Raw genomic sequence first — 18,145 nt, 5'->3', positions numbered from 1 at the left:
TTTTATTGGTATATCTATTTTGTCGTTAAGTTGATTTTACTTGCTGTCTCTATCAAATGTTTCGCGGTTGGAGCTCTGCTTTTGCTACCAACCGCTTCTCATCGAGTGATTATAACTACCTCATTTATAACTACCTCATTTATCAATATGCCGAGGTTAGTTAACGCAGTCGAGGTTAGTTAAAGCAGTATTGATGCATCGTTTTCTTTAAAATGTTGATGGTTGGATCGATAAACTCAAAAGCCAAAAATTCATCGGGCTGGTGAGCTTGTTCAATCGAACCCGGACCTAGCACTAATGTTGGGCATAATTGACTTAAAAATGGCGCTTCAGTGCAGTAGTTCACGGTTTCAGATGGTGTGTCGCAAAGAGTTTCCATACCACTTACAAAAGGGTGCTCATGGCTGCACTCAAAACCGGGAACAGGATCGTGCAATGGTTTAATTTCAATGCGCCCCGGCCATTTTGCTTCGACTTCATGTAAAGCGCTGCGCAGCATATTGTCTAAACCGTCTAAACTGATACCCGGTAGGGGACGCACATCGTAATGCAACTCGCAGCAACCACAAATGCGGTTTGCGCTGTCACCACCATGAATATGGCCTAGGTTTAACGTTGGGCTTGGAATGGCAAAGCCGGGGTGGTGGTACTCTTTTACCAGTTTGTCGCGTAATTGCATCAAGGCAAATAGGACTTCATGCATAATTTCAATCGCATTCACACCAAGTGCAGGATCAGAAGAGTGACCAGATTTCCCCGTGACACGCACAGCATTAGCGACATGTCCTTTATGGCCGCGAATCGGGACTAAACTGGTTGGTTCACCAATAATGCAGTAATCCGGTTTAAATGGCGTGGTATCAGTAAAGTGACGAGCGCCGAGCATAGAGGTTTCTTCATCACACGTCGCAAGAATATAAAGTGGCTTGGTTTGTTTACTCCAATCAACTTTCTTTACCGCTTCAATAATAAAGGCAAAGAAGCCTTTCATATCAGCAGTACCTAAACCATAAAAACGATTATTTGCTTCTGTAATCGCATGAGGCTCGAAATTCCAACGCCCTTCATCATACGGAACGGTATCGCTGTGTCCTGCAAGCAGCAAACCACCATCACCTTGTCCTTTCTTGGCAACGAGGTTGAATTTACCCGGAGCGGCTTCAATGATGTCGACGTCGAAGCCGATGTCTTTGAGCCAATTCGCGAGCTTTTCTATCACTTTCTGATTTCCCTCATCCCACGTTGGATCCGAAGAGCTAATCGAAGAGGTCGAAATTAGGCCGCGATAGACCTCTATAAAGCTAGGTAGTTGCATATTATCTTCTTTTCCCTGTTGACAGATGTTAACTAAGAATGTAAAACATAATAAATCATTTTTAATGAATAAAAAATCAATAAAGAGCGATTTAATTAGTTTTTTAATCAATTCCTCCCAATGGGATGGGAGTAAAGATACGGATGTCTCAGATGCTAAAAACAACCATCATTGGTGCCACTGGCTATACCGGAGCAGAGCTTGCACTAATGGTGCATAAACACCCAGAGCTTACGCTATCAGGTTTATACGTCTCCGCCAACAGTGCCGATGCCGGTACTGCGATTTCTAGTTTACATGGCAAGCTAGCCGGTTTGGTTGACGATGAAGTGCAGCCGCTTGTTGATGTTGAGGCTGTTGCCAAAGAGGCAGATGTTATTTTCTTAGCCACGGCTCATGAAGTCAGTCACGACTTAGCGCCAATATTGCTTGAACATGGATGCCAAGTTTTCGATTTGTCTGGCGCTTTTCGCGTTAAAAAAGGCGATTTCTACCCAACATTTTATGGCTTTGAACATCAACACGAGCAGTGGTTAGATAACGCCGCATATGGTTTAGCTGAATGGGCAAGTGAAGAAATTAAACAGAGTCAACTTGTCGCAGTACCTGGCTGTTACCCAACAGCATCACAATTGGCAATAAAGCCTCTGAAGCAAGCCGGCTTAATTGATACCAACCAGTGGCCAGTGATTAACGCAACCAGTGGCGCTTCTGGCGCAGGTCGTAAAGCGACGTTAGCGAATAGCTTGTGTGAAGTGAGCTTGCAGCCTTACGGTGTGTTTAACCATCGTCATCAACCTGAAATCGCGACACACCTTGGTTGTGATGTGATTTTTACGCCCCACTTAGCCGATTTCAAACGTGGCATTTTAGCCACCATCACTATGAAGCTTGCTGATGGTGTATCAGCAGAGCAAATCGCCAGCGCTTACCAGTCGGCTTATCAAGATAAACCTTTAGTTCGCCTTGTCGAGGGTATGCCTAAGTTACAGAACGTTCAGTTTACTCCTTTCTGTGATATTGGCTGGCAGGTACAAGGAGAGCACATCATCGTTTGTGCGGTGATAGATAACTTATTGAAAGGGGCATCAAGTCAAGCGATGCAATGTTTGAATATCCATTATGGGTACCCTGAGTTAACGGCACTGATTTAATTCAGTATACCCGTCCCACTTGCAGTTGCTGCGGTGTTGACTGGCGCTCACAAACCTCATCACATAGTACATCTATGCTCAGAGGCTTTGTTCTCTTGTCGCCTACCAGCATCTCCAAGTTGTTTGGGTAGGCATCTAAGCCAGTCATACCAAGGAGCAGTTATGACAGAGAGTAAACACACACCATTAGTGATCAAGTTAGGCGGCGCTGCGCTCTCTTGTACTGACACGCTAAGTAAAGTTTTCGGCGCAATTAGTAAGTACCAGACTCAAGCTCAGCGACCTATCGTGATTGTGCATGGTGGTGGCTACCTTGTTGATGATTTGATGAAACAATTGCAATTACCAACCGTGAAAAAGCAAGGCTTACGTGTGACGCCATACGAGCAAATTCCACTGATTGCCGGTGCGCTTGCTGGGACGGCAAATAAACAACTTCAAGGACAAGCGATCAAAGATGGTTTAAATGCTGTTGGCTTAAGTTTAGCGGATGGTGGTTTGTGCCAAGTAGAAGAGCTTAATCCTGAACTTGGAGCTGTCGGTAACGCAATGCCAGGTAACCCTGCGGTGTTACAAGCGGTTTTAGCAACGGGAGCCTTGCCGATCATTAGTTCGATTGGATTAACTTCTGAGGGCCAGTTGATGAACGTAAATGCTGACCAAGCTGCGGTCGCGGTCGCAGGAGCGTTAGATGCTGAGTTAGTTTTGTTGTCAGATGTGAGCGGTGTATTGGACGGCAAAGGTAATTTGATCAAGAGTTTAGATGAGAAAAAGGCCAATCAGCTTATTGATGGTCATGTTATTACTGATGGGATGATCGTCAAGGTACAAGCGGCGTTACAAGCAGCAAATGATCTCGGTCGTCCGATTGAAGTTGCCACATGGCGCTACCCAGAAAAATTAGCCCAGCTCTTTGCGGGTAAAAGTATCGGAACACAGTTTCTGCCGCAGTAAATTTTTGTTGCAGCAAACATTAACAAGGATGAGAACCTGAGCGGCAAAAGCTTAGGTCCGGAGAGTTAGAAATGAGCAAAGTAAAAGTAAACAAAGTTGTTGTGGCCTATTCGGGTGGTTTAGATACATCAGTGATCATTCCATGGTTGAAAGAGAATTATGATTGTGAAGTTGTCGCCTTTGTTGCCGATGTCGGTCAAGGCTACTACGAGCTTGAGGGTATTGAAGCTAAAGCTATCGCTTCAGGTGCATCAGAATGTTATGTGATGGACCTAAAAGAAGAGATGGTTGCACAGTATATTAACCCAACGCTAAAAACAGGCGCGTGCTATGAAGGCAAATATCTACTGGGTACTTCAATGGCTCGTCCAATTATCGCGAAAGCACAAGTAGAAGTTGCACGTAAAGTTGGTGCTGATGCGCTTTGTCACGGTTGTACCGGTAAAGGCAACGATCAAGTTCGTTTTGAGGGAGCATTTGCGGCACTCGCCCCTGATCTTAAAGTGATTGCACCATGGCGTGAGTGGGATTTAGTGAGCCGTGAAGAGTGTTTAGATTACCTAGAAGAACGCAACATTCCGTGTTCAGCGTCCATCACTAAGATTTACTCGCGTGATGCAAACGCATGGCATCTTTCTACAGAAGGTGGTGTGTTGGAAGATACGTGGAATGCGACCAATGAAGATTGTTGGGCGTGGACCGTTGACCCTGAGCAAGCACCTAATGAAGCTGAATACGTCACGCTGAAAGTTGAAAAAGGCGAAGTGGTTGCTGTTGATGGCGAGACGATGAATCCATACAACGCACTCGTGTACCTGAATGAAAAAGGTGCTAAACATGGTGTCGGTCGTATCGATATCGTCGAAAACCGTTTGGTTGGTATGAAGTCTCGTGGTTGTTATGAAACGCCAGGAGGCACCATCATCATGGAAGCTTTGCGTTCAGTCGAGCAACTTGTACTTGATAAAACATCATTTGAATTCCGTGAAGAGTTAGGCGTAAAAGCTGCGCAACTTGTGTACGATGGTCGTTGGTTTACGCCGCTTTGTAACTCAGTGATGGCAGCAGCAGAAGAGTTAGCCAAAGATGTTAACGGTGAAGTTGTTATCAAGCTTTACAAAGGTCAGGCGACGGCGACACAAAAACGTTCAGACAACAGTCTATACAGTGAGGAGTTTGCGACCTTTGGTGCTGACGAAGTCTACGACCAAAGCCACGCTGATGGCTTTATCCGTTTGTACTCACTGCCAAGCAGAATCAGAGCGCTTAACGCTGCAAATAAGAAATAATATAAGCTCGGCGGAGTCCGAGCAGTGTGACCAACTTTAGGATCCGGCCAGCGCGCTTGTCTGGATCCTTTCATTATCAGGAGAGATGTAATGGCACTATGGGGCGGTAGATTTACCCAAGCAGCAGATACCCGTTTTAAAGACTTTAACGATTCACTTCGTTTTGATTATCGCTTAGCCGTGCAAGATATTGTCGGTTCGGTCGCGTGGTCTCAAGCTCTTGTTACCGTTGGTGTACTGACGACTCAAGAGCAAAAGCAACTCGAGCAAGCTCTGAATGAGTTGAAAGAGAGTGTCGAGCAAAATCCAAAACAAATTTTGGCTTCTGATGCGGAAGATATCCATTCTTGGGTTGAACAACAGTTGATTGCAAAAGTCGGAGACTTGGGTAAAAAGCTCCACACTGGACGTTCACGTAATGATCAAGTGGCTACCGATCTAAAGCTTTGGTGCCGTGAGCAAGGTGAAGTTCTATTAAGCGCACTGGAGCAGTTGCAACAGCAGATGGTGACAGTGGCTCAGGCTCATCAAGCAACCGTCTTACCTGGTTATACTCACTTGCAACGTGCTCAACCGGTCACATTCGCTCACTGGTGTTTGGCTTACGTTGAAATGTTCGAACGTGATCATTCTCGTTTAAAAGATGCAGTTGCGCGTCTTAATACTTGTCCACTGGGTTCTGGCGCCTTAGCGGGAACGGCTTATGCCATGGATCGTGAACAGATCGCACAAAATCTTGGCTTTGCTCGTGCAACGCGTAATTCGTTAGATTCTGTATCTGATCGTGACCATGTGATGGAGTTGATGTCAGTCGCTTCAATTTCAATGTTACATCTTTCTCGTCTGGCTGAAGATATGATCTTCTATAATTCAGGTGAAGCAAACTTCATTGAGTTGGCAGATACGGTAACGTCAGGCTCTTCATTGATGCCACAAAAGAAAAATCCAGATGCACTTGAGCTTATCCGTGGTAAAACCGGACGTGTGTATGGTTCGCTTGCTGGCATGATGATGACGGTGAAAGCACTGCCTCTGGCATACAACAAAGATATGCAAGAAGACAAAGAAGGGTTATTTGATGCACTCGACACTTGGTTTGATTGTATTGAAATGGCGGCACTTTGTTTTGACGGTATTAAGGTCAACGGTGAACGTACACTAGAAGCTGCGCAGCAAGGCTATGCCAATGCAACAGAGTTAGCGGATTATTTGGTAGCTAAAGGCATTCCTTTCCGTGAAGCGCATCATATTGTTGGTGTTGCGGTAGTGGGGGCGATTGAAAAAGGTTGTGCATTGGAAGAGCTTTCGATTGCAGAACTACAGACGTTTTCGTCAGTGATTGAAGAAGATGTTTATGCCATTTTGACTATTGAATCTTGTCTTGCGAAGCGAAATGCTTTGGGTGGTGTAGCACCTGAACAAGTGGCATTTGCTATCGAACAAGCTCAGTCCCGTTTAAAGTAATCGATACTCGTCATAGTCGAGGTTACCCTTGTATAGACTCATCGTGATTAGCTATATTCATGCAGCTAAATGGGTTTAAATATAGGTAATAATTTACTCTGTAACTTCCTGATTTTGTTTTACTTGGGAAAAAGATCTAAAAAAGATCGTATTAATTATGAACCATTAAGAAAGAGTGCGGTCTATAAATATACCACTGCTTTTTCTTAGACAAATCTAAGAAAGCCCCAAAACCTAAATTGGTTTTGGGGCTTTTTTCTATGTTCTTTTTTCTATTTTCGATGCCTATTGAGCGTGAGTTCAGATTATTTAGCGTTTAGTGCGCCTCAGGTGCTTTCGCCGCCTCAATGGAAGTACGACAAAAAACATCCACAGATGCAAAAATAACAGTCCATTGAAAGTGACGTTCGCCATCAACAGTGCGATTGATTCAATGGACTTGGGCCGTTCTTGAAATAGAAACCACCATGCCACCCAACCAACGACCGATAATAAGGTGAGCTGGTTCATGCAGCGTTGGCATTTTCCGATTTTTTTCCAGAACCAGTTCTGCTTTTCACAGTTATTACATGTCATGGTGTTGGCTTATTTCGTAACATAGGGATACAGGATACTGTAATCAAATGAGAAAGTGAGAAAAATGATAGAACGTCAACAAACAAAACAGCGTATGAGTCGTATTGTAAAACACAATGGTGTGATTTATCTGTGTGGGCAAGTATGTGCTGATGCGACAAAAGGCATCACTGAGCAAACCCAAACGATGCTAGATAAGGTTGATGAATTGCTGTTAGAAGCAGGTAGTGACAGAGAGCATATGCTTTCTGCAACCATCTATCTTAAAGATATGAAAGACTTCCAAGAAATGAATGCAGTATGGGATGCATGGGTTCCTGAAGGGCATGCCCCTGCTCGAGCTTGCATCACTGGTAATATGGCCAGAGAAGAGCTGCTGGTTGAAATATCAGTTACTGCCGCTGAAAAATAAAGATAAAAAAACGAGCTTGATAGCTCGTTTTTTTATTGCTGATTCTGGAGAGGTTAACAACCAGGACCGCAATCTAGACAGTGTTTAATCACTTCTGGACCTAAGTTTAACTTAGCATTTAGGTCACGTAGTGCGGTACGAACACCTTCTTCAATAACTGGATGGTAGAAAGGCATATCGAGCATTTCTGATACTGTCATTTTATTTTGATGCGCCCAAGCTAATAGGTGTGCTAGATGCTCCGCATTTGGCCCCATCATCTCTGCGCCAAGGAAGCGACCTGTACCTTGTTCACCGTATACGTGTAGTAAACCTTTGTTACGCAACATAACGCGAGAACGACCTTGGTTTTCAAATGACACTTCACCAATCGCGAAACAGCCACAGGTACCTAAGCGTGCTTCAATTTGTTTGCGAGTTTCACCGACCATTGCAATTTGTGGGTCAGAAAACACAGCTGAAATTACTGAGCGACGTAAACCTGCTCGCATGTCAGGGAAGCGGCCTGCGTTGTCACCAGCGATACGTGCTTGGTCGGCAGCCTCATGAAGCAGTGGAATCTGGTTGCTTGCGTCACCGGCAATAAAGATACTTTTCACTGATGTTTGCAGTGTGTAGTAATCAGCAGTTGGCACACCACGTTGATCCAATTCTAATGTCGTATTTTCAATTGCTAGCTTATCTACGTTAGGGCGACGGCCTGTCGCTGCAAGTACATAGTCAACAATGAAAGTTTCTAGCTCACCATCGTGATTAACGAATTTAATTTCAACGTGGTTGCTATCGCTTCCATCAGCAGAAACCATACGCTTCATGCTTTCGACTTGTACATTTGGATCTAGATAGAACTCTTCTTGGAACGCTTTAGTTGCGTAAGCCATAACATCAGGGTCAGTCAGAGGGCCAACTTGACCACCAAGGCCAAAGACTTTCACTTTGACGCCTAAACGGTGTAGTGCTTGACCAATCTCTAAGCCAATCACGCCTGGGCCAAATACCGCAACGGATTTAGGTAAGTCATCCCAATCAAAAACGTCATCGTTAATCACTAGGCGATCGCCAAGCTCATTCCAAACAGCAGGATAAGCAGGGCGGGAGCCTGTCGCAATTACAATACGATCTGCTTTGATGGTTGTATGGTCATCAACGATCAGGGTGTTGTTATCGATAAATTTTGCGTAGCCAGACACTTTATCTTGTGCCGGGATTTCATCGACCCCTTCCAGTACAAAACCGACAAAGCGATCACGTTCGCGTTTAACTCGGTCCATCACTTCACGACCGTTGATAATAATCTCGCCTTGAGGGTGAATACCAAAACCCGGTGCTTTTTCGATTTGGTGTACGCTTTCTGCTGCTGCAATTAATAGTTTTGATGGCATACAGCCAACTCGAGCACAAGTTGTGCCGTAAGGGCCACCTTCAATAATGACAACGCTATCTGTATGTTCTTTTGCTGCGCGGTAAGCGCCAAGACCTGCAGTACCACCACCAATAACGGCAACTTCAACATTTAAATGTTTCATAATGGAATCTCGCTTCTTGTTTCCGCCAGATTTTTTAAATCGAGCCGAAATAAATTAATTTGGTCAAATTTAGATAAATAGAGACCCTTCGATAAGGATTGCTACTTATCTAAATTGAAATTTTGTTTTTTTAGGGAGACTCTCCCGACAACCTTTCGTTAAACGTTAAAGCTTGTCGGGAGAAATTAGGCTAGTGCTTTCGATAGAATGACTAGCCTACAGGCAAGTTAGCCTAGGAATGCTTCTAGCTCTTCGCTACCACCGATGTGTTTACCACCGATGAATACTTGAGGAACCGTTGTACGGCCTGAGATAGCACGTAGACTTACTGTTGTTGCGTCTTTACCTAGTACCACTTCTTCGTAGTTCAGACCTTTGTCGATTAGGTTCTGTTTTGCTTTCATACAGAAAGGACAGCCTGGCTTAGTGAATACTGTGATTGACTCTTGCTCTTTGTGTTCAGGAGCAATGTAGTTCAGCATTGTATCAGCATCAGAAACTTTGAACGGGTCACCTGGTACGTCTTCTTCGATGAACATTTTTTCTACCACGCCGTTTTTAACCAGCATGCTGTAGCGCCATGAACGTTTACCGAAACCAATGTCGTTCTTCTCAACTAGCATGCCCATACCATCTGTAAAATCACCGTTACCATCTGGGATGAATGTGATGTTTTCAGCTTCTTGGTCCGCTTTCCAAGCGTTCATTACGAATGTGTCATTTACTGAAACACACAGAATGTCATCAACACCGTTTTCTTTGAACACAGAGTGTAGCTCGTTGTAACGAGGTAGGTGGCTAGATGAACATGTTGGTGTAAATGCACCTGGTAAGCTAAATACGATTACCGTTTTGTTTTTAAATAGTTCGTCAGTAGTCACGTTAACCCAAGCATCACCTTTACGTGTTGGGAAAGTAACTTGTGGTACCGCTTGACCTTCTTTAGATGCAAACATAATTGTTTCCTTAATAATTGGATAATTCGGTTCAGAGCTTAATCTTTTTCGCCGCTCTGTTTCGTTTTGTTGAGCCCATTATTAAAAAAAAACTTTGATAGCTCTAATCGTTTGATGCTATGGTTTTGATAGGTTATTTCTATTAATTGTAATGGTTAATAGTTTCTTCGTCGATTGATTGGTAGGGCGTATGAATATACGAGATTTTGAATACTTGGTTGCCTTGGCTGAGCATAAGCATTTTCGTAAAGCGGCTGAGGCCTGTTTTGTTAGTCAGCCAACATTGAGCGGGCAAATTCGTAAGTTAGAAGATGAATTGGGTACCGCGCTACTAGAGCGCAGTAGTCGCCGTGTTTTATTTACAGATGCGGGTTTGCAATTGGTCACGCAAGCTAAGTGCATTCTTAGTGAAGTAAAAACATTTAAAGAAATGGCGAGTGGTCAGAGCCGAGATATGACAGGGCCGATGCATATCGGTTTTATACCCACTGTTGGACCTTATCTCTTGCCTCGTATTATTCCTCATCTTAAAGAGCAATATCCAGATCTCGAGTTATTTTTGCATGAAGCTCAAACAAATCAATTAGTAAGTCAATTGGAAGATGGCAAACTTGATTGCTTGGTACTGGCGTCCGTGTCAGAGACTGAGGCGTTTAAAGAGATTGAAGTATTTAACGAACCCTTGAGCGTCGCAGTACCTTGTGATCATGAGTGGGCGAAATTAGATGAAGTTGAAATGCTTGAGCTCAAAGGCAAAACAGTCTTAGCGCTAGGCGATGGTCACTGTTTACGAGATCAAGCTCTGGGTTTTTGTTTTGCTGCAGGCGCAAAAGATGATGAAAGGTTCAGAGCGACGAGTTTGGAAACATTAAGGAATATGGTGGCAGCTGGGGCTGGGATTACCTTATTACCTCAATTATCCTTGCCAAAAGAGAAGCAAAAAGATGGTGTCTGTTATTTGCCGGCGGTGAATCCAACTCCATCACGAAGCCTCGTTTTAGCTTATCGTCCTGGCTCCCCGTTGCGAGAGCGATTTGAACAGTTAGCTAATACGATTAAGCTGCAGTTAGCGAGCTAATCGTTGTACGCATAAATATAAAAGGGTTGCCAATTGGCAACCCTTTTTGCAAAAGAATCCGTTAGAACAACTCTTCTTCTTCCGTGGTTGAATAAATATTATCAGTTAGTTCATCTTGAGCGTATTCAGTTGGCTCAGTGCCTTTTTCGAAGTACTCAAACATAGTGCTCGAATCTGATTTATTGGTGAGTAAGCCAGTGGCTTCATCAATACGAATACGAACGATATTTGGTGGAAGTACTTTCGGTTGCTCTGGCGTATTCGCGAGAGCAAGGCGCATGAACTCTATCCAAGCTGGTTGCGCTGTTTTTGCACCGGCTTCTGCCCCTGATGTTTGATTCTTACCAAGGTTAGCATTAGGTTTGGTTCTTCCAAGATTACGAGAGTGATCATCAAATCCAACCCAAGAAACAGCGACTAAGTTTGGACCAAAACCGTTGTACCATGCATCTTTCGAGTCATTCGTTGTACCGGTTTTGCCACCAATATCGCGACGTTCTAGTTTTTGAGCTCGCCAACCTGTGCCGTTCCAACCGGTGCCATCACGCCAGTTACCACCACCCCAAATGTTGCTGTACATCATTTCGCGCATCAAGAATGCCGTCTGTTCACTGATAACATGAGGTGCGTATTGAGGTTGGTCTGTCGTTACATCTACATCGATATCAATATCTTGCTCGTTAAACTCTCCAGTAGGCTGTGAAGCATTGTTTGTCTCTGGACAATTTTTCTCACAAATCGTTTTCGGAGAAGCGGTGTACTCAAGTTCACCGAATGGGCTTTCAATTCTATCAATGTAGTATGGCTCTACGTAGTAACCACCGTTAGCAAATACCGAGAAACCTTGCGCCATTTTAAGCGGTGTTAAACTACCTGCGCCTAAAGCAATGGTTTCAGATTTTGGTAATTGTGAAATATCAAAACCAAAACGAGTCAGATATTCACGTTCACGTTCAAGGCCAACTTCGCGAAGTACTCGAACAGCCATTACGTTTTTAGATTGAGCAAGACCAACACGTAGACGAGTAGGGCCCATGTACGTTGGTGGTGAGTTTTTTGGTCGCCATGCCGTACCTTGGCTTTGATCCCACTGGTTGATTGGTGCATCGTTAACCAATGAAGCCAGCGTCATGCCGTCATCAATTGCTGCTGAGTAAATAAATGGTTTAATACTCGAGCCAACCTGACGTACAGATTGAGTGACACGATTAAATTTGTTGTGGATGAAGTTAAAGCCACCAACCAAAGATAAAATTGAACCATCTTGTGGGTTCATAGCAACAAAAGCCGTGTTCGCATTAGGTACTTGGCTTAAGTTCCAATGATAAATGCGTTCGCCATCTTTATTTTGTGTTTCGATTTCACGAACCCAAATTTGTTGGCCAACAGCCATAATATCACTGGCTTTTTTCGGTGCTGGGCCTTGTCGTTCATCGTTAATGAACTTACGAGCCCAGTTCATGCCATCCCAATTAATGGTCTGTTCACCCTCGCGTTTAACGATGACCGTCGCACTCTTGTTGTCTACTTTTGTGACAACTGCTGGAGTGAGTTCTCCGTAAGTCGGTACATTTTCGAGAGTCTTATTGATTTGTTCTGTATCAAAGGCGGTAGCACCTGCTTTCCAAAGTACTTTTTCTGCACCGCGGTAGCCGTGGCGTTCGTCATAACCGATGAGGTTCTCAATTGCCGCTTTATTTGCTGCTTCTTGAAGTCTTGAATCGACAGTGGTGTATACACTCATTCCTGATTCGTAGACAGCCTCACCATAACGTTCAACCATCCAAGCACGTGCTAGCTCAGCGACATAAGGAGCACTGAGTTCGATTTCTGCACCGTGATAACGAGAAACGATAGGTTCAGACTTAGCTTGGTCATATTCAGCTTGAGTGATGTACTTCTCATCTAACATACGAGCCAATACAACGTTACGACGGTTAGTTGCACGAGACAGTGAGTAAATTGGGTTCATTGTTGACGGTGCTTTTGGCATGCCCGCTAACGTTGCAAGTTCACTGAGAGTAAGGTCTTGTAGATCTTTACCAAAATAGACGCGTGCAGCGGCACCAAAACCATACGAACGGTAACCAAGGAAAATCTTGTTTACGTACAGTTCCATGATTTCTTGCTTAGTCAGCAATTGCTCAATGTGAATCGCAATAAATATCTCTTTCACTTTTCGCATGATCTTCTTCTCATTTGAAAGGAAGAAGTTTCGCGCTAGCTGCTGAGTAATCGTACTTGCACCTTGTTTCGCACTACCAGACATCATGACAACGATGGCGGCACGAGTGATACCAATTGGGTCAATACCGGGATGGTCGTAAAAACGACTGTCTTCAGTAGCAATCAGTGCTTCAACAAGATGTTGCGGAATTTCGTCGTATTTAACTGGAATTCTGCGCTTTTCACCAAACTGGGAGATTAGCTTTCCATCTTTACTGAAAACTTGCATCGGTGTTTGCAACTTAACATCTCGTAAAGTTGCTACATCGGGTAGTTCGGGTTTTACATAAAGATAGAAGCCGAAAATTGTTCCCACTCCAATAATTATGCAAACCAATGTGAATATTAACAGTCGCTTTATGAACTTCACCGGATAATCCCTGAATAATTGAGGCTTACAATGTATAAAGCCTAGTACTCTAAGCCTAAGATAAGCTTATTTTAGTCGTTGTGCTGATCAAACCAATAATTCTAAGCATAAGAGCCAAGCAAATAGCATGGAGCGACGCTTTATGGGTAAATCAACTATTACTGGCATTGATATAGGCCATCACAGCATTAAAGCCGTGGTGTTAAAGCCAGCAAAAGGCACATATGTGCTTTCTGATTATCTTGAATTGCCTGTTGAAACGGGTATTTTCACCGATAATCATGCGTTAAATTATCAGAAAATTGTAAAGAAACTCAAAGAACTAAGAAAGGCTTTGCCGTTATTTAGTCGCCAAGTCGCTTTGTCGATCCCAGACAATGCAGTAATAAGTAAGGTATTACAAATAGATAGTGATCTTGACGATCATGAAAAAGAGTATGCCATTACACAAGCTTTCTCGCTTCAAACATCGTTTCCTACCCAAGAATTATGCTTAGACTACTCTGAAATAGATGATGACGATACTCGAGCAGGCATGCAAAGTATTCAAGTTTATGCGACCAGAAAGGAAATGGTTGAAAGCCGAATGGCAACATTTCATAAAGCGGGTTTTGAACCGGTAGTACTGGATGTGCATGGACACAGTTTGATAAAAGTTTGGCAACGGGCCGCTTTGGCACAACAAAAACAAGATTGGTTTCTGCTTGATATCGGTTTCTTGCACTCGACGGTGTGTATCGATTTACTCAATAAGCCTCCTTATAGCAAAGATATTCCTATTGGCACACAGATGATGGCCAATCCTATTCTAGAACGACAATCCATAGCGGAATCATTGGCGGTGACAGAACCAATGGAACTTGCTGAACCCAAACCACTTTACGCTCAGAACTATTTGAATCGAAACGAAGAGTCGATCGTTTCACTTTTGGTGGAAAAGCTTCAACGCCATATTCAAATGTTAGGGACGACACATGATCTGTCTGTTCAGGGCATTTGGTTAACGGGTGAGGGGGCGCTAACCCCTAATTTACTCTTGGAAATAACCAAGCAATTAGCGATTGAATGTGAACCTCTTGATCCGTTTGAATTACTAGATAATTTCAATGTCAGTCGGCAAGTTTCCTCATTAAACAGTCATGCTTATACCGCAGCCGTTGGTTTGGCACTTAGAGCAATAGACTGGAGGAGTTAATCTCATGCTGCATAAGGTTAATTTTTTACCTTGGCGAGATATTCAGCGAAGGAAACACAAACAAGGTTTTATTTTGTCACTGCTTTTGTGTGTGATTCTTACCTTGGTTGTTCAATTCGGCTCCGGTCACTATCTAGCGAGCAAACAAGTCCGTCAGAGTGAGCGTTTAAAGGAGCTAGATGCCTATATCACTAAAGCGAATCAAGAGATTGCTGAACTGAGTAGAGTTGAACAAAAACATAAGGCACAACTTGCTAGGCTGAGTACTGTGGAGCAATTACAGATTCAACGTAATCAAACCACGCAACTGCTTAACACGCTTCCTACTCTGATTCCTGATGGTGTCTATCTTGATAGCCTCATAATGCAGACGGATAAGAACATGCAGACGGGTAAGAGTATCAAGATGAGCAAGATAACGTTACGTGGGATCAGCGATACCACAGCACGTCTAGCTTCGATGCTTAATAACTTGGAGCATTCAGCAAGTCTGAGCGGCGTAGAAATTCACTCTATTGTGCATGATAAATTACGCTTTGGTCATCGCTACCAAGCATTTGACGTCTCGTTTTTTATCTCCTCGCAATCTAATCAAGGAGGAACGTGACTATCGATTACTCCGATTTGGAGATAGAAAATGTAGCCCAGTGGCCGAAGTTAGCTCAGCGAATGGTTGTTCTGGCGCTATTTGTCGCGCTTAACGGGGTTGGATATTTTATCTACCTTACTCCTAAATTAGATGCCTTAGATGTATCGTTCAACCGAGAAGTTGAGTTGAAATCGGTCGTCGTGACTAAAATGAACCAAGCGGCAAAGCTCCCCATTTTAAAGGTTCAACTTGAAGAGCTGCATCGTAGAGGAGAAGCACTCGTTCATTATTTTCCTCAACAGAAAGAACTCGCCAGTTTATTAGCTGCAGTTAACAACGTTGGATTAGAAAGTAACTTAACGTTTACCCGTATCGAGTGGGGGAAAAAGCAGCAACAACCTTTCTTCTATCGCCTACCTCTCAATATAGAGTTAACGGGAACATATGATGACATCGCGGATTTTTCACAAAGAATTGCTGAGTTGCCGCGACTGATCCTATTTGATCATGTCAACTGGCAACGGGTCAGTGAGGGCAGCCAAACTTTGCATTTAAGGATCAAAGCCTATACCTATCAATTTAAATCAGAGAGTGGCCAGTTAAAGTCGGAGAGTGACGATGCAAGCTAACGGTTCATTGGTCCAGATTGGTTCACTGGTAAAAATCAGTTCATTGGTAAAAACGGGTTTATTGGCAAAAGCTGGCTTATGTGCCGTTCTATTGCAGGGTTGTGGTGCAGAAGAGGGCCCGATTGGCGATTTTATTGCTCAGAAAAAAGCACAAATCAATAAGGAAACCGTGCAACTTCCGAATTCTGTCGTCTTTAAGCCCTTTCAATACCAGAGCCACTCGCTTCGTAACCCCTTTGAGTTGCCATCGGCTGCTTTAGTGCCTCACCAGCCTCAGATCTCCAATGCATGTTGGCAACCCGATGAGAGAACTGAGAGAAGTCCGCTGGAGCGATACCCTCTTGTGGAACTAAAACTTAAAGGAGTAATGAGCCGCGATGGCGTGATGTCTGCACTGATACAAATGCCTGATGGCATGCTCACTCAAGTGACGAAAGGGCATTATATGGGGTTGAATCATGGACAACTGCTCGAGGTCACCTCTGAGTATGTGAATATTAAAGAAACGCTTCCTGATGGATTAGGTTGCTGGAATCATCGCAACGTGAAACTAACGTTGAAATAGACATTGGGAATGAAGACGATGAACAATGGATTGATACAGTCTCAAATGATGTTTTGTTACTTCAATAAAGCGCGCTTGCTCTTCTTGGTTGGGACTCTCTTACTATCAAGTTTTGCTAATGCGACACCATCGGCTAATCGCTTAAATCATTTGGACTTTCGCATCAGCGACGAAAATAATGCGAATGTTTTGGTTGAGCTTATTCATTCAAAAATAGCCGTAGATTTACAAAAAGTGTCAGAGGGGCTGAGCATAGAGTTACTTGATACTGAGGTATCAGATGAACAGTTATATGTGCTTGATGTGACTGATTTCGCAACTCATGTCGATGCGATAGAAGTTTTTCGCCGCAACGGCAAGGTGCAATTGCTTGTCAGTATTAATGGTGATTTTGATTATGACTACTCCCTGAATGGCCCTTTACTTCATGTTGTGATCAAGCCAGTCAACAATGTGGATGTAGCGAACAAAAAAAGTCTTTTTGATCAGAAAGGAAAAAAGATTTCGATTAATTTTCAAGATATTCCTGTTCGTAATGTTTTGCAGTTGATTGCGGAATATAACGGCTTCAACTTAGTCGTTTCCGATTCGGTGTCGGGTAGCGTGACTTTACGTTTAGATGAAATCCCATGGCAGCAAGTTTTAGATATTATCTTACAAGTTAAAGGGCTCGATAAGCGCGTTGAGGGGAGTGTGGTATTGATTGCTCCCGCATCGGAACTGGATAGCCAAGCGAAGCAACGCTTTGAAAAGCAGCGACTTGTAGACGAGTTTGGCGATCTGACATCTGAAATTATCAAAATTAACTATGCGAAAGCGTCTGAGGTTGCGAGCTTAATCGGTGATGGCACACAGAGCATGTTGTCAGAGCGTGGTTCAATCGCCGTCGATGAGCGCACTAACGCTTTATTGGTTCGTGATTTGAAAGATAATATTAATGTGGTACGTCGTATTATCACATCGCTCGATGTACCGATTAAACAAGTTCAAATTGAAGCGCGTATTGTGACCATCAGTGAAGGGCATCTAGATGAGCTAGGCGTACGCTGGGGGTTCTCTTCAAGTAATGACAGTACAACGGTTGGTGGTAGTCTTGAGGGGAATAAAGCTGTCATTCTTGATGACACGGCAAATCTTGATGATTTTCTTAATGTAAACCTAGCAGCAACCGCCGCCAATGCTTCGTCTATCGCTTTTTCTGTCGCCAAACTTGGTTCAGACACGTTATTAGATCTTGAATTGTCGGCGCTACAAACTGAATCAAAAGCGGAGGTGATTGCGAGCCCTCGCTTGATTACCACTAATAAAAAACCGGCGTATATTGAACAAGGTACCGAGATACCTTATGTTGAATCTTCATCGAGTGGTGCAACGACTATCGCCTTTAAAAAGGCAGTGTTGAGTTTAAAAGTGACGCCTCAAATTACATCTGATAACCGCTTAATTCTGGATTTAGATGTCACACAAGATAGACCGGGGACGGTTGTTAAAACTGGAACTGGTGAAGCAGTCTCTATTGAAACTCAACGAATCGGCACTCAGGTGTTAGTTGAGAATGGTGAAACTATCGTACTTGGTGGTATATTCCAGCATAGTGTTGCCGATACTGTAGACAAAGTGCCATTATTGGGTGATTTGCCACTGATTGGGGCACTATTTAAGCGTAGCTATCAAAAAATGGGTAAAAGTGAGTTACTTATTTTTGTTACACCGAAAGTCGTGGTGCAATAATTCTCTTATATAAGCTACTATTGTACCGTCGCTCGAATTACAGGGAATATTAGCTTTTCCTTATAGTAAGTCGATAAAATAGGGTGATATGAGTATGATTGCCCTCCAAGCCTCTA

15 protein-coding genes and 1 pseudogene are annotated in these 18,145 nt (G+C 43.5%); 11 read left to right on the top strand and 5 right to left on the bottom strand.

Annotated features, from left to right (window positions below):
- Positions 1-175 precede the first annotated feature (175 nt).
- Entirely contained in the window at positions 176-1,315 is a 1,140-nt protein-coding gene (gene argE, locus DZ860_RS07940) for an acetylornithine deacetylase (RefSeq protein ID WP_120030395.1), read from the bottom strand.
- 152 nt (positions 1,316-1,467) lie between these two features.
- On the opposite strand from argE, the gene argC reads away from it, so the two are divergent.
- The 4 genes and pseudogenes from argC to argH form a co-directional block, all read left to right on the top strand.
- Positions 1,468-2,469 carry an N-acetyl-gamma-glutamyl-phosphate reductase gene (argC, locus tag DZ860_RS07935; protein ID WP_120030394.1) on the top strand — a complete coding sequence of 334 codons (1,002 nt, stop codon included), beginning with the start codon at positions 1,468-1,470 and terminating at the stop codon, positions 2,467-2,469.
- Between the two features lie 162 nt (positions 2,470-2,631).
- A complete protein-coding gene (gene argB, locus DZ860_RS07930) occupies positions 2,632-3,423 on the top strand; it encodes an acetylglutamate kinase (protein WP_120030393.1) in 792 nt (263 codons plus the stop codon).
- 71 nt (positions 3,424-3,494) lie between these two features.
- Positions 3,495-4,712, top strand: coding sequence for an argininosuccinate synthase (locus tag DZ860_RS07925; protein WP_120030392.1), 1,218 nt, complete (start codon positions 3,495-3,497; stop codon positions 4,710-4,712).
- Between the two features lie 90 nt (positions 4,713-4,802).
- Positions 4,803-6,170, top strand: a pseudogene (argH, locus tag DZ860_RS07920) (argininosuccinate lyase); the annotation flags it as partial.
- A 315-nt stretch (positions 6,171-6,485) separates the two neighbouring features.
- Here argH and DZ860_RS07915 read toward each other — a convergent pair.
- Entirely contained in the window at positions 6,486-6,752 is a 267-nt protein-coding gene (locus DZ860_RS07915) for a DUF3624 domain-containing protein (protein ID WP_120030390.1), read from the bottom strand.
- Between the two features lie 64 nt (positions 6,753-6,816).
- Here DZ860_RS07915 and DZ860_RS07910 point away from each other — a divergent pair, with 64 nt between their 5' ends.
- The gene (locus tag DZ860_RS07910; protein WP_120030389.1) at positions 6,817-7,164 is read left to right on the top strand and encodes a RidA family protein; all 348 of its coding nucleotides are present in this window, start codon (positions 6,817-6,819) and stop codon (positions 7,162-7,164) included.
- 53 nt (positions 7,165-7,217) lie between these two features.
- Here DZ860_RS07910 and DZ860_RS07905 read toward each other — a convergent pair whose 3' ends face one another.
- Positions 7,218-8,690 (bottom strand): dihydrolipoyl dehydrogenase, encoded by a 1,473-nt coding sequence (locus DZ860_RS07905; RefSeq protein ID WP_120030388.1) that lies wholly within the window; start codon positions 8,688-8,690, stop codon positions 7,218-7,220.
- A 227-nt stretch (positions 8,691-8,917) separates the two neighbouring features.
- Complete coding sequence (locus tag DZ860_RS07900; protein ID WP_120030387.1) at positions 8,918-9,646, bottom strand: glutathione peroxidase; 729 nt, start codon at positions 9,644-9,646, stop codon at positions 8,918-8,920.
- Positions 9,647-9,836: 190 nt separating this feature from the next.
- Between DZ860_RS07900 and oxyR the strand changes: the two genes are divergently transcribed.
- Positions 9,837-10,724: a DNA-binding transcriptional regulator OxyR gene (oxyR, locus tag DZ860_RS07895; protein ID WP_120030386.1), complete on the top strand. Its 888-nt coding sequence runs from the start codon at positions 9,837-9,839 to the stop codon at positions 10,722-10,724.
- Between the two features lie 61 nt (positions 10,725-10,785).
- Here oxyR and DZ860_RS07890 read toward each other — a convergent pair whose 3' ends face one another.
- On the bottom strand, positions 10,786-13,320 hold the full coding sequence (locus tag DZ860_RS07890) for a penicillin-binding protein 1A (protein WP_120030385.1): 2,535 nt from the start codon (positions 13,318-13,320) through the stop codon (positions 10,786-10,788).
- A gap of 142 nt (positions 13,321-13,462) precedes the next feature.
- Between DZ860_RS07890 and pilM the strand changes: the two genes are divergently transcribed.
- Genes pilM through DZ860_RS07865 form a run of 5 tightly spaced genes read left to right on the top strand, consistent with a single transcriptional unit; the run spans position 13,463 to position 18,029 of the window.
- Positions 13,463-14,515 carry a type IV pilus assembly protein PilM gene (pilM, locus tag DZ860_RS07885; protein WP_120030384.1) on the top strand — a complete coding sequence of 351 codons (1,053 nt, stop codon included), beginning with the start codon at positions 13,463-13,465 and terminating at the stop codon, positions 14,513-14,515.
- A 4-nt stretch (positions 14,516-14,519) separates the two neighbouring features.
- Positions 14,520-15,122: a PilN domain-containing protein gene (locus DZ860_RS07880; protein ID WP_120030383.1), complete on the top strand. Its 603-nt coding sequence runs from the start codon at positions 14,520-14,522 to the stop codon at positions 15,120-15,122.
- Positions 15,119-15,733, top strand: a complete 615-nt coding sequence (locus DZ860_RS07875) for a type IV pilus inner membrane component PilO (RefSeq protein ID WP_243641829.1) — start codon at positions 15,119-15,121, stop codon at positions 15,731-15,733. The genes DZ860_RS07880 and DZ860_RS07875 overlap by 4 nt, the downstream gene beginning before the upstream one ends.
- On the top strand, positions 15,723-16,298 hold the full coding sequence (locus tag DZ860_RS07870) for a pilus assembly protein PilP (RefSeq protein WP_120030382.1): 576 nt from the start codon (positions 15,723-15,725) through the stop codon (positions 16,296-16,298). Before DZ860_RS07875 ends, DZ860_RS07870 begins: the two co-directional genes overlap by 11 nt.
- 18 nt (positions 16,299-16,316) lie before the next feature.
- Entirely contained in the window at positions 16,317-18,029 is a 1,713-nt protein-coding gene (locus DZ860_RS07865) for a type IV pilus secretin PilQ (RefSeq protein ID WP_439333109.1), read from the top strand.
- Positions 18,030-18,145 lie beyond the last annotated feature (116 nt).

Origin of the sequence: Vibrio sinensis, from assembly GCF_003605645.1 — a bacterium.
Lineage (GTDB): Bacteria > Pseudomonadota > Gammaproteobacteria > Enterobacterales > Vibrionaceae > Vibrio > Vibrio sinensis.
The sequence above is the reverse complement of the archived record's forward strand: the minus strand, read 5'-3'. Positions and strand labels throughout refer to the sequence as shown.

Bases quoted from the DNA above. Each gene is read 5' to 3' on its own strand.
- pilM (WP_120030384.1), top strand. From the start codon at position 13,463: ATGGGTAAATCAACTATTACTGGCATTGATATAGGCCATCACAGCATT.
- oxyR (WP_120030386.1), top strand. From the start codon at position 9,837: ATGAATATACGAGATTTTGAATACTTGGTTGCCTTGGCTGAGCATAAG.
- DZ860_RS07870 (WP_120030382.1), top strand. From the start codon at position 15,723: ATGCAAGCTAACGGTTCATTGGTCCAGATTGGTTCACTGGTAAAAATC.
- DZ860_RS07925 (WP_120030392.1), top strand. From the start codon at position 3,495: ATGAGCAAAGTAAAAGTAAACAAAGTTGTTGTGGCCTATTCGGGTGGT.
- argC (WP_120030394.1), top strand. From the start codon at position 1,468: ATGCTAAAAACAACCATCATTGGTGCCACTGGCTATACCGGAGCAGAG.
- argB (WP_120030393.1), top strand. From the start codon at position 2,632: ATGACAGAGAGTAAACACACACCATTAGTGATCAAGTTAGGCGGCGCT.
- DZ860_RS07880 (WP_120030383.1), top strand. From the start codon at position 14,520: ATGCTGCATAAGGTTAATTTTTTACCTTGGCGAGATATTCAGCGAAGG.
- DZ860_RS07900 (WP_120030387.1), bottom strand. From the start codon at position 9,646: ATGTTTGCATCTAAAGAAGGTCAAGCGGTACCACAAGTTACTTTCCCA.
- DZ860_RS07910 (WP_120030389.1), top strand. From the start codon at position 6,817: ATGATAGAACGTCAACAAACAAAACAGCGTATGAGTCGTATTGTAAAA.
- DZ860_RS07915 (WP_120030390.1), bottom strand. From the start codon at position 6,752: ATGACATGTAATAACTGTGAAAAGCAGAACTGGTTCTGGAAAAAAATC.
- DZ860_RS07905 (WP_120030388.1), bottom strand. From the start codon at position 8,690: ATGAAACATTTAAATGTTGAAGTTGCCGTTATTGGTGGTGGTACTGCA.
- DZ860_RS07865 (WP_439333109.1), top strand. From the start codon at position 16,317: ATGAACAATGGATTGATACAGTCTCAAATGATGTTTTGTTACTTCAAT.
- argE (WP_120030395.1), bottom strand. From the start codon at position 1,315: ATGCAACTACCTAGCTTTATAGAGGTCTATCGCGGCCTAATTTCGACC.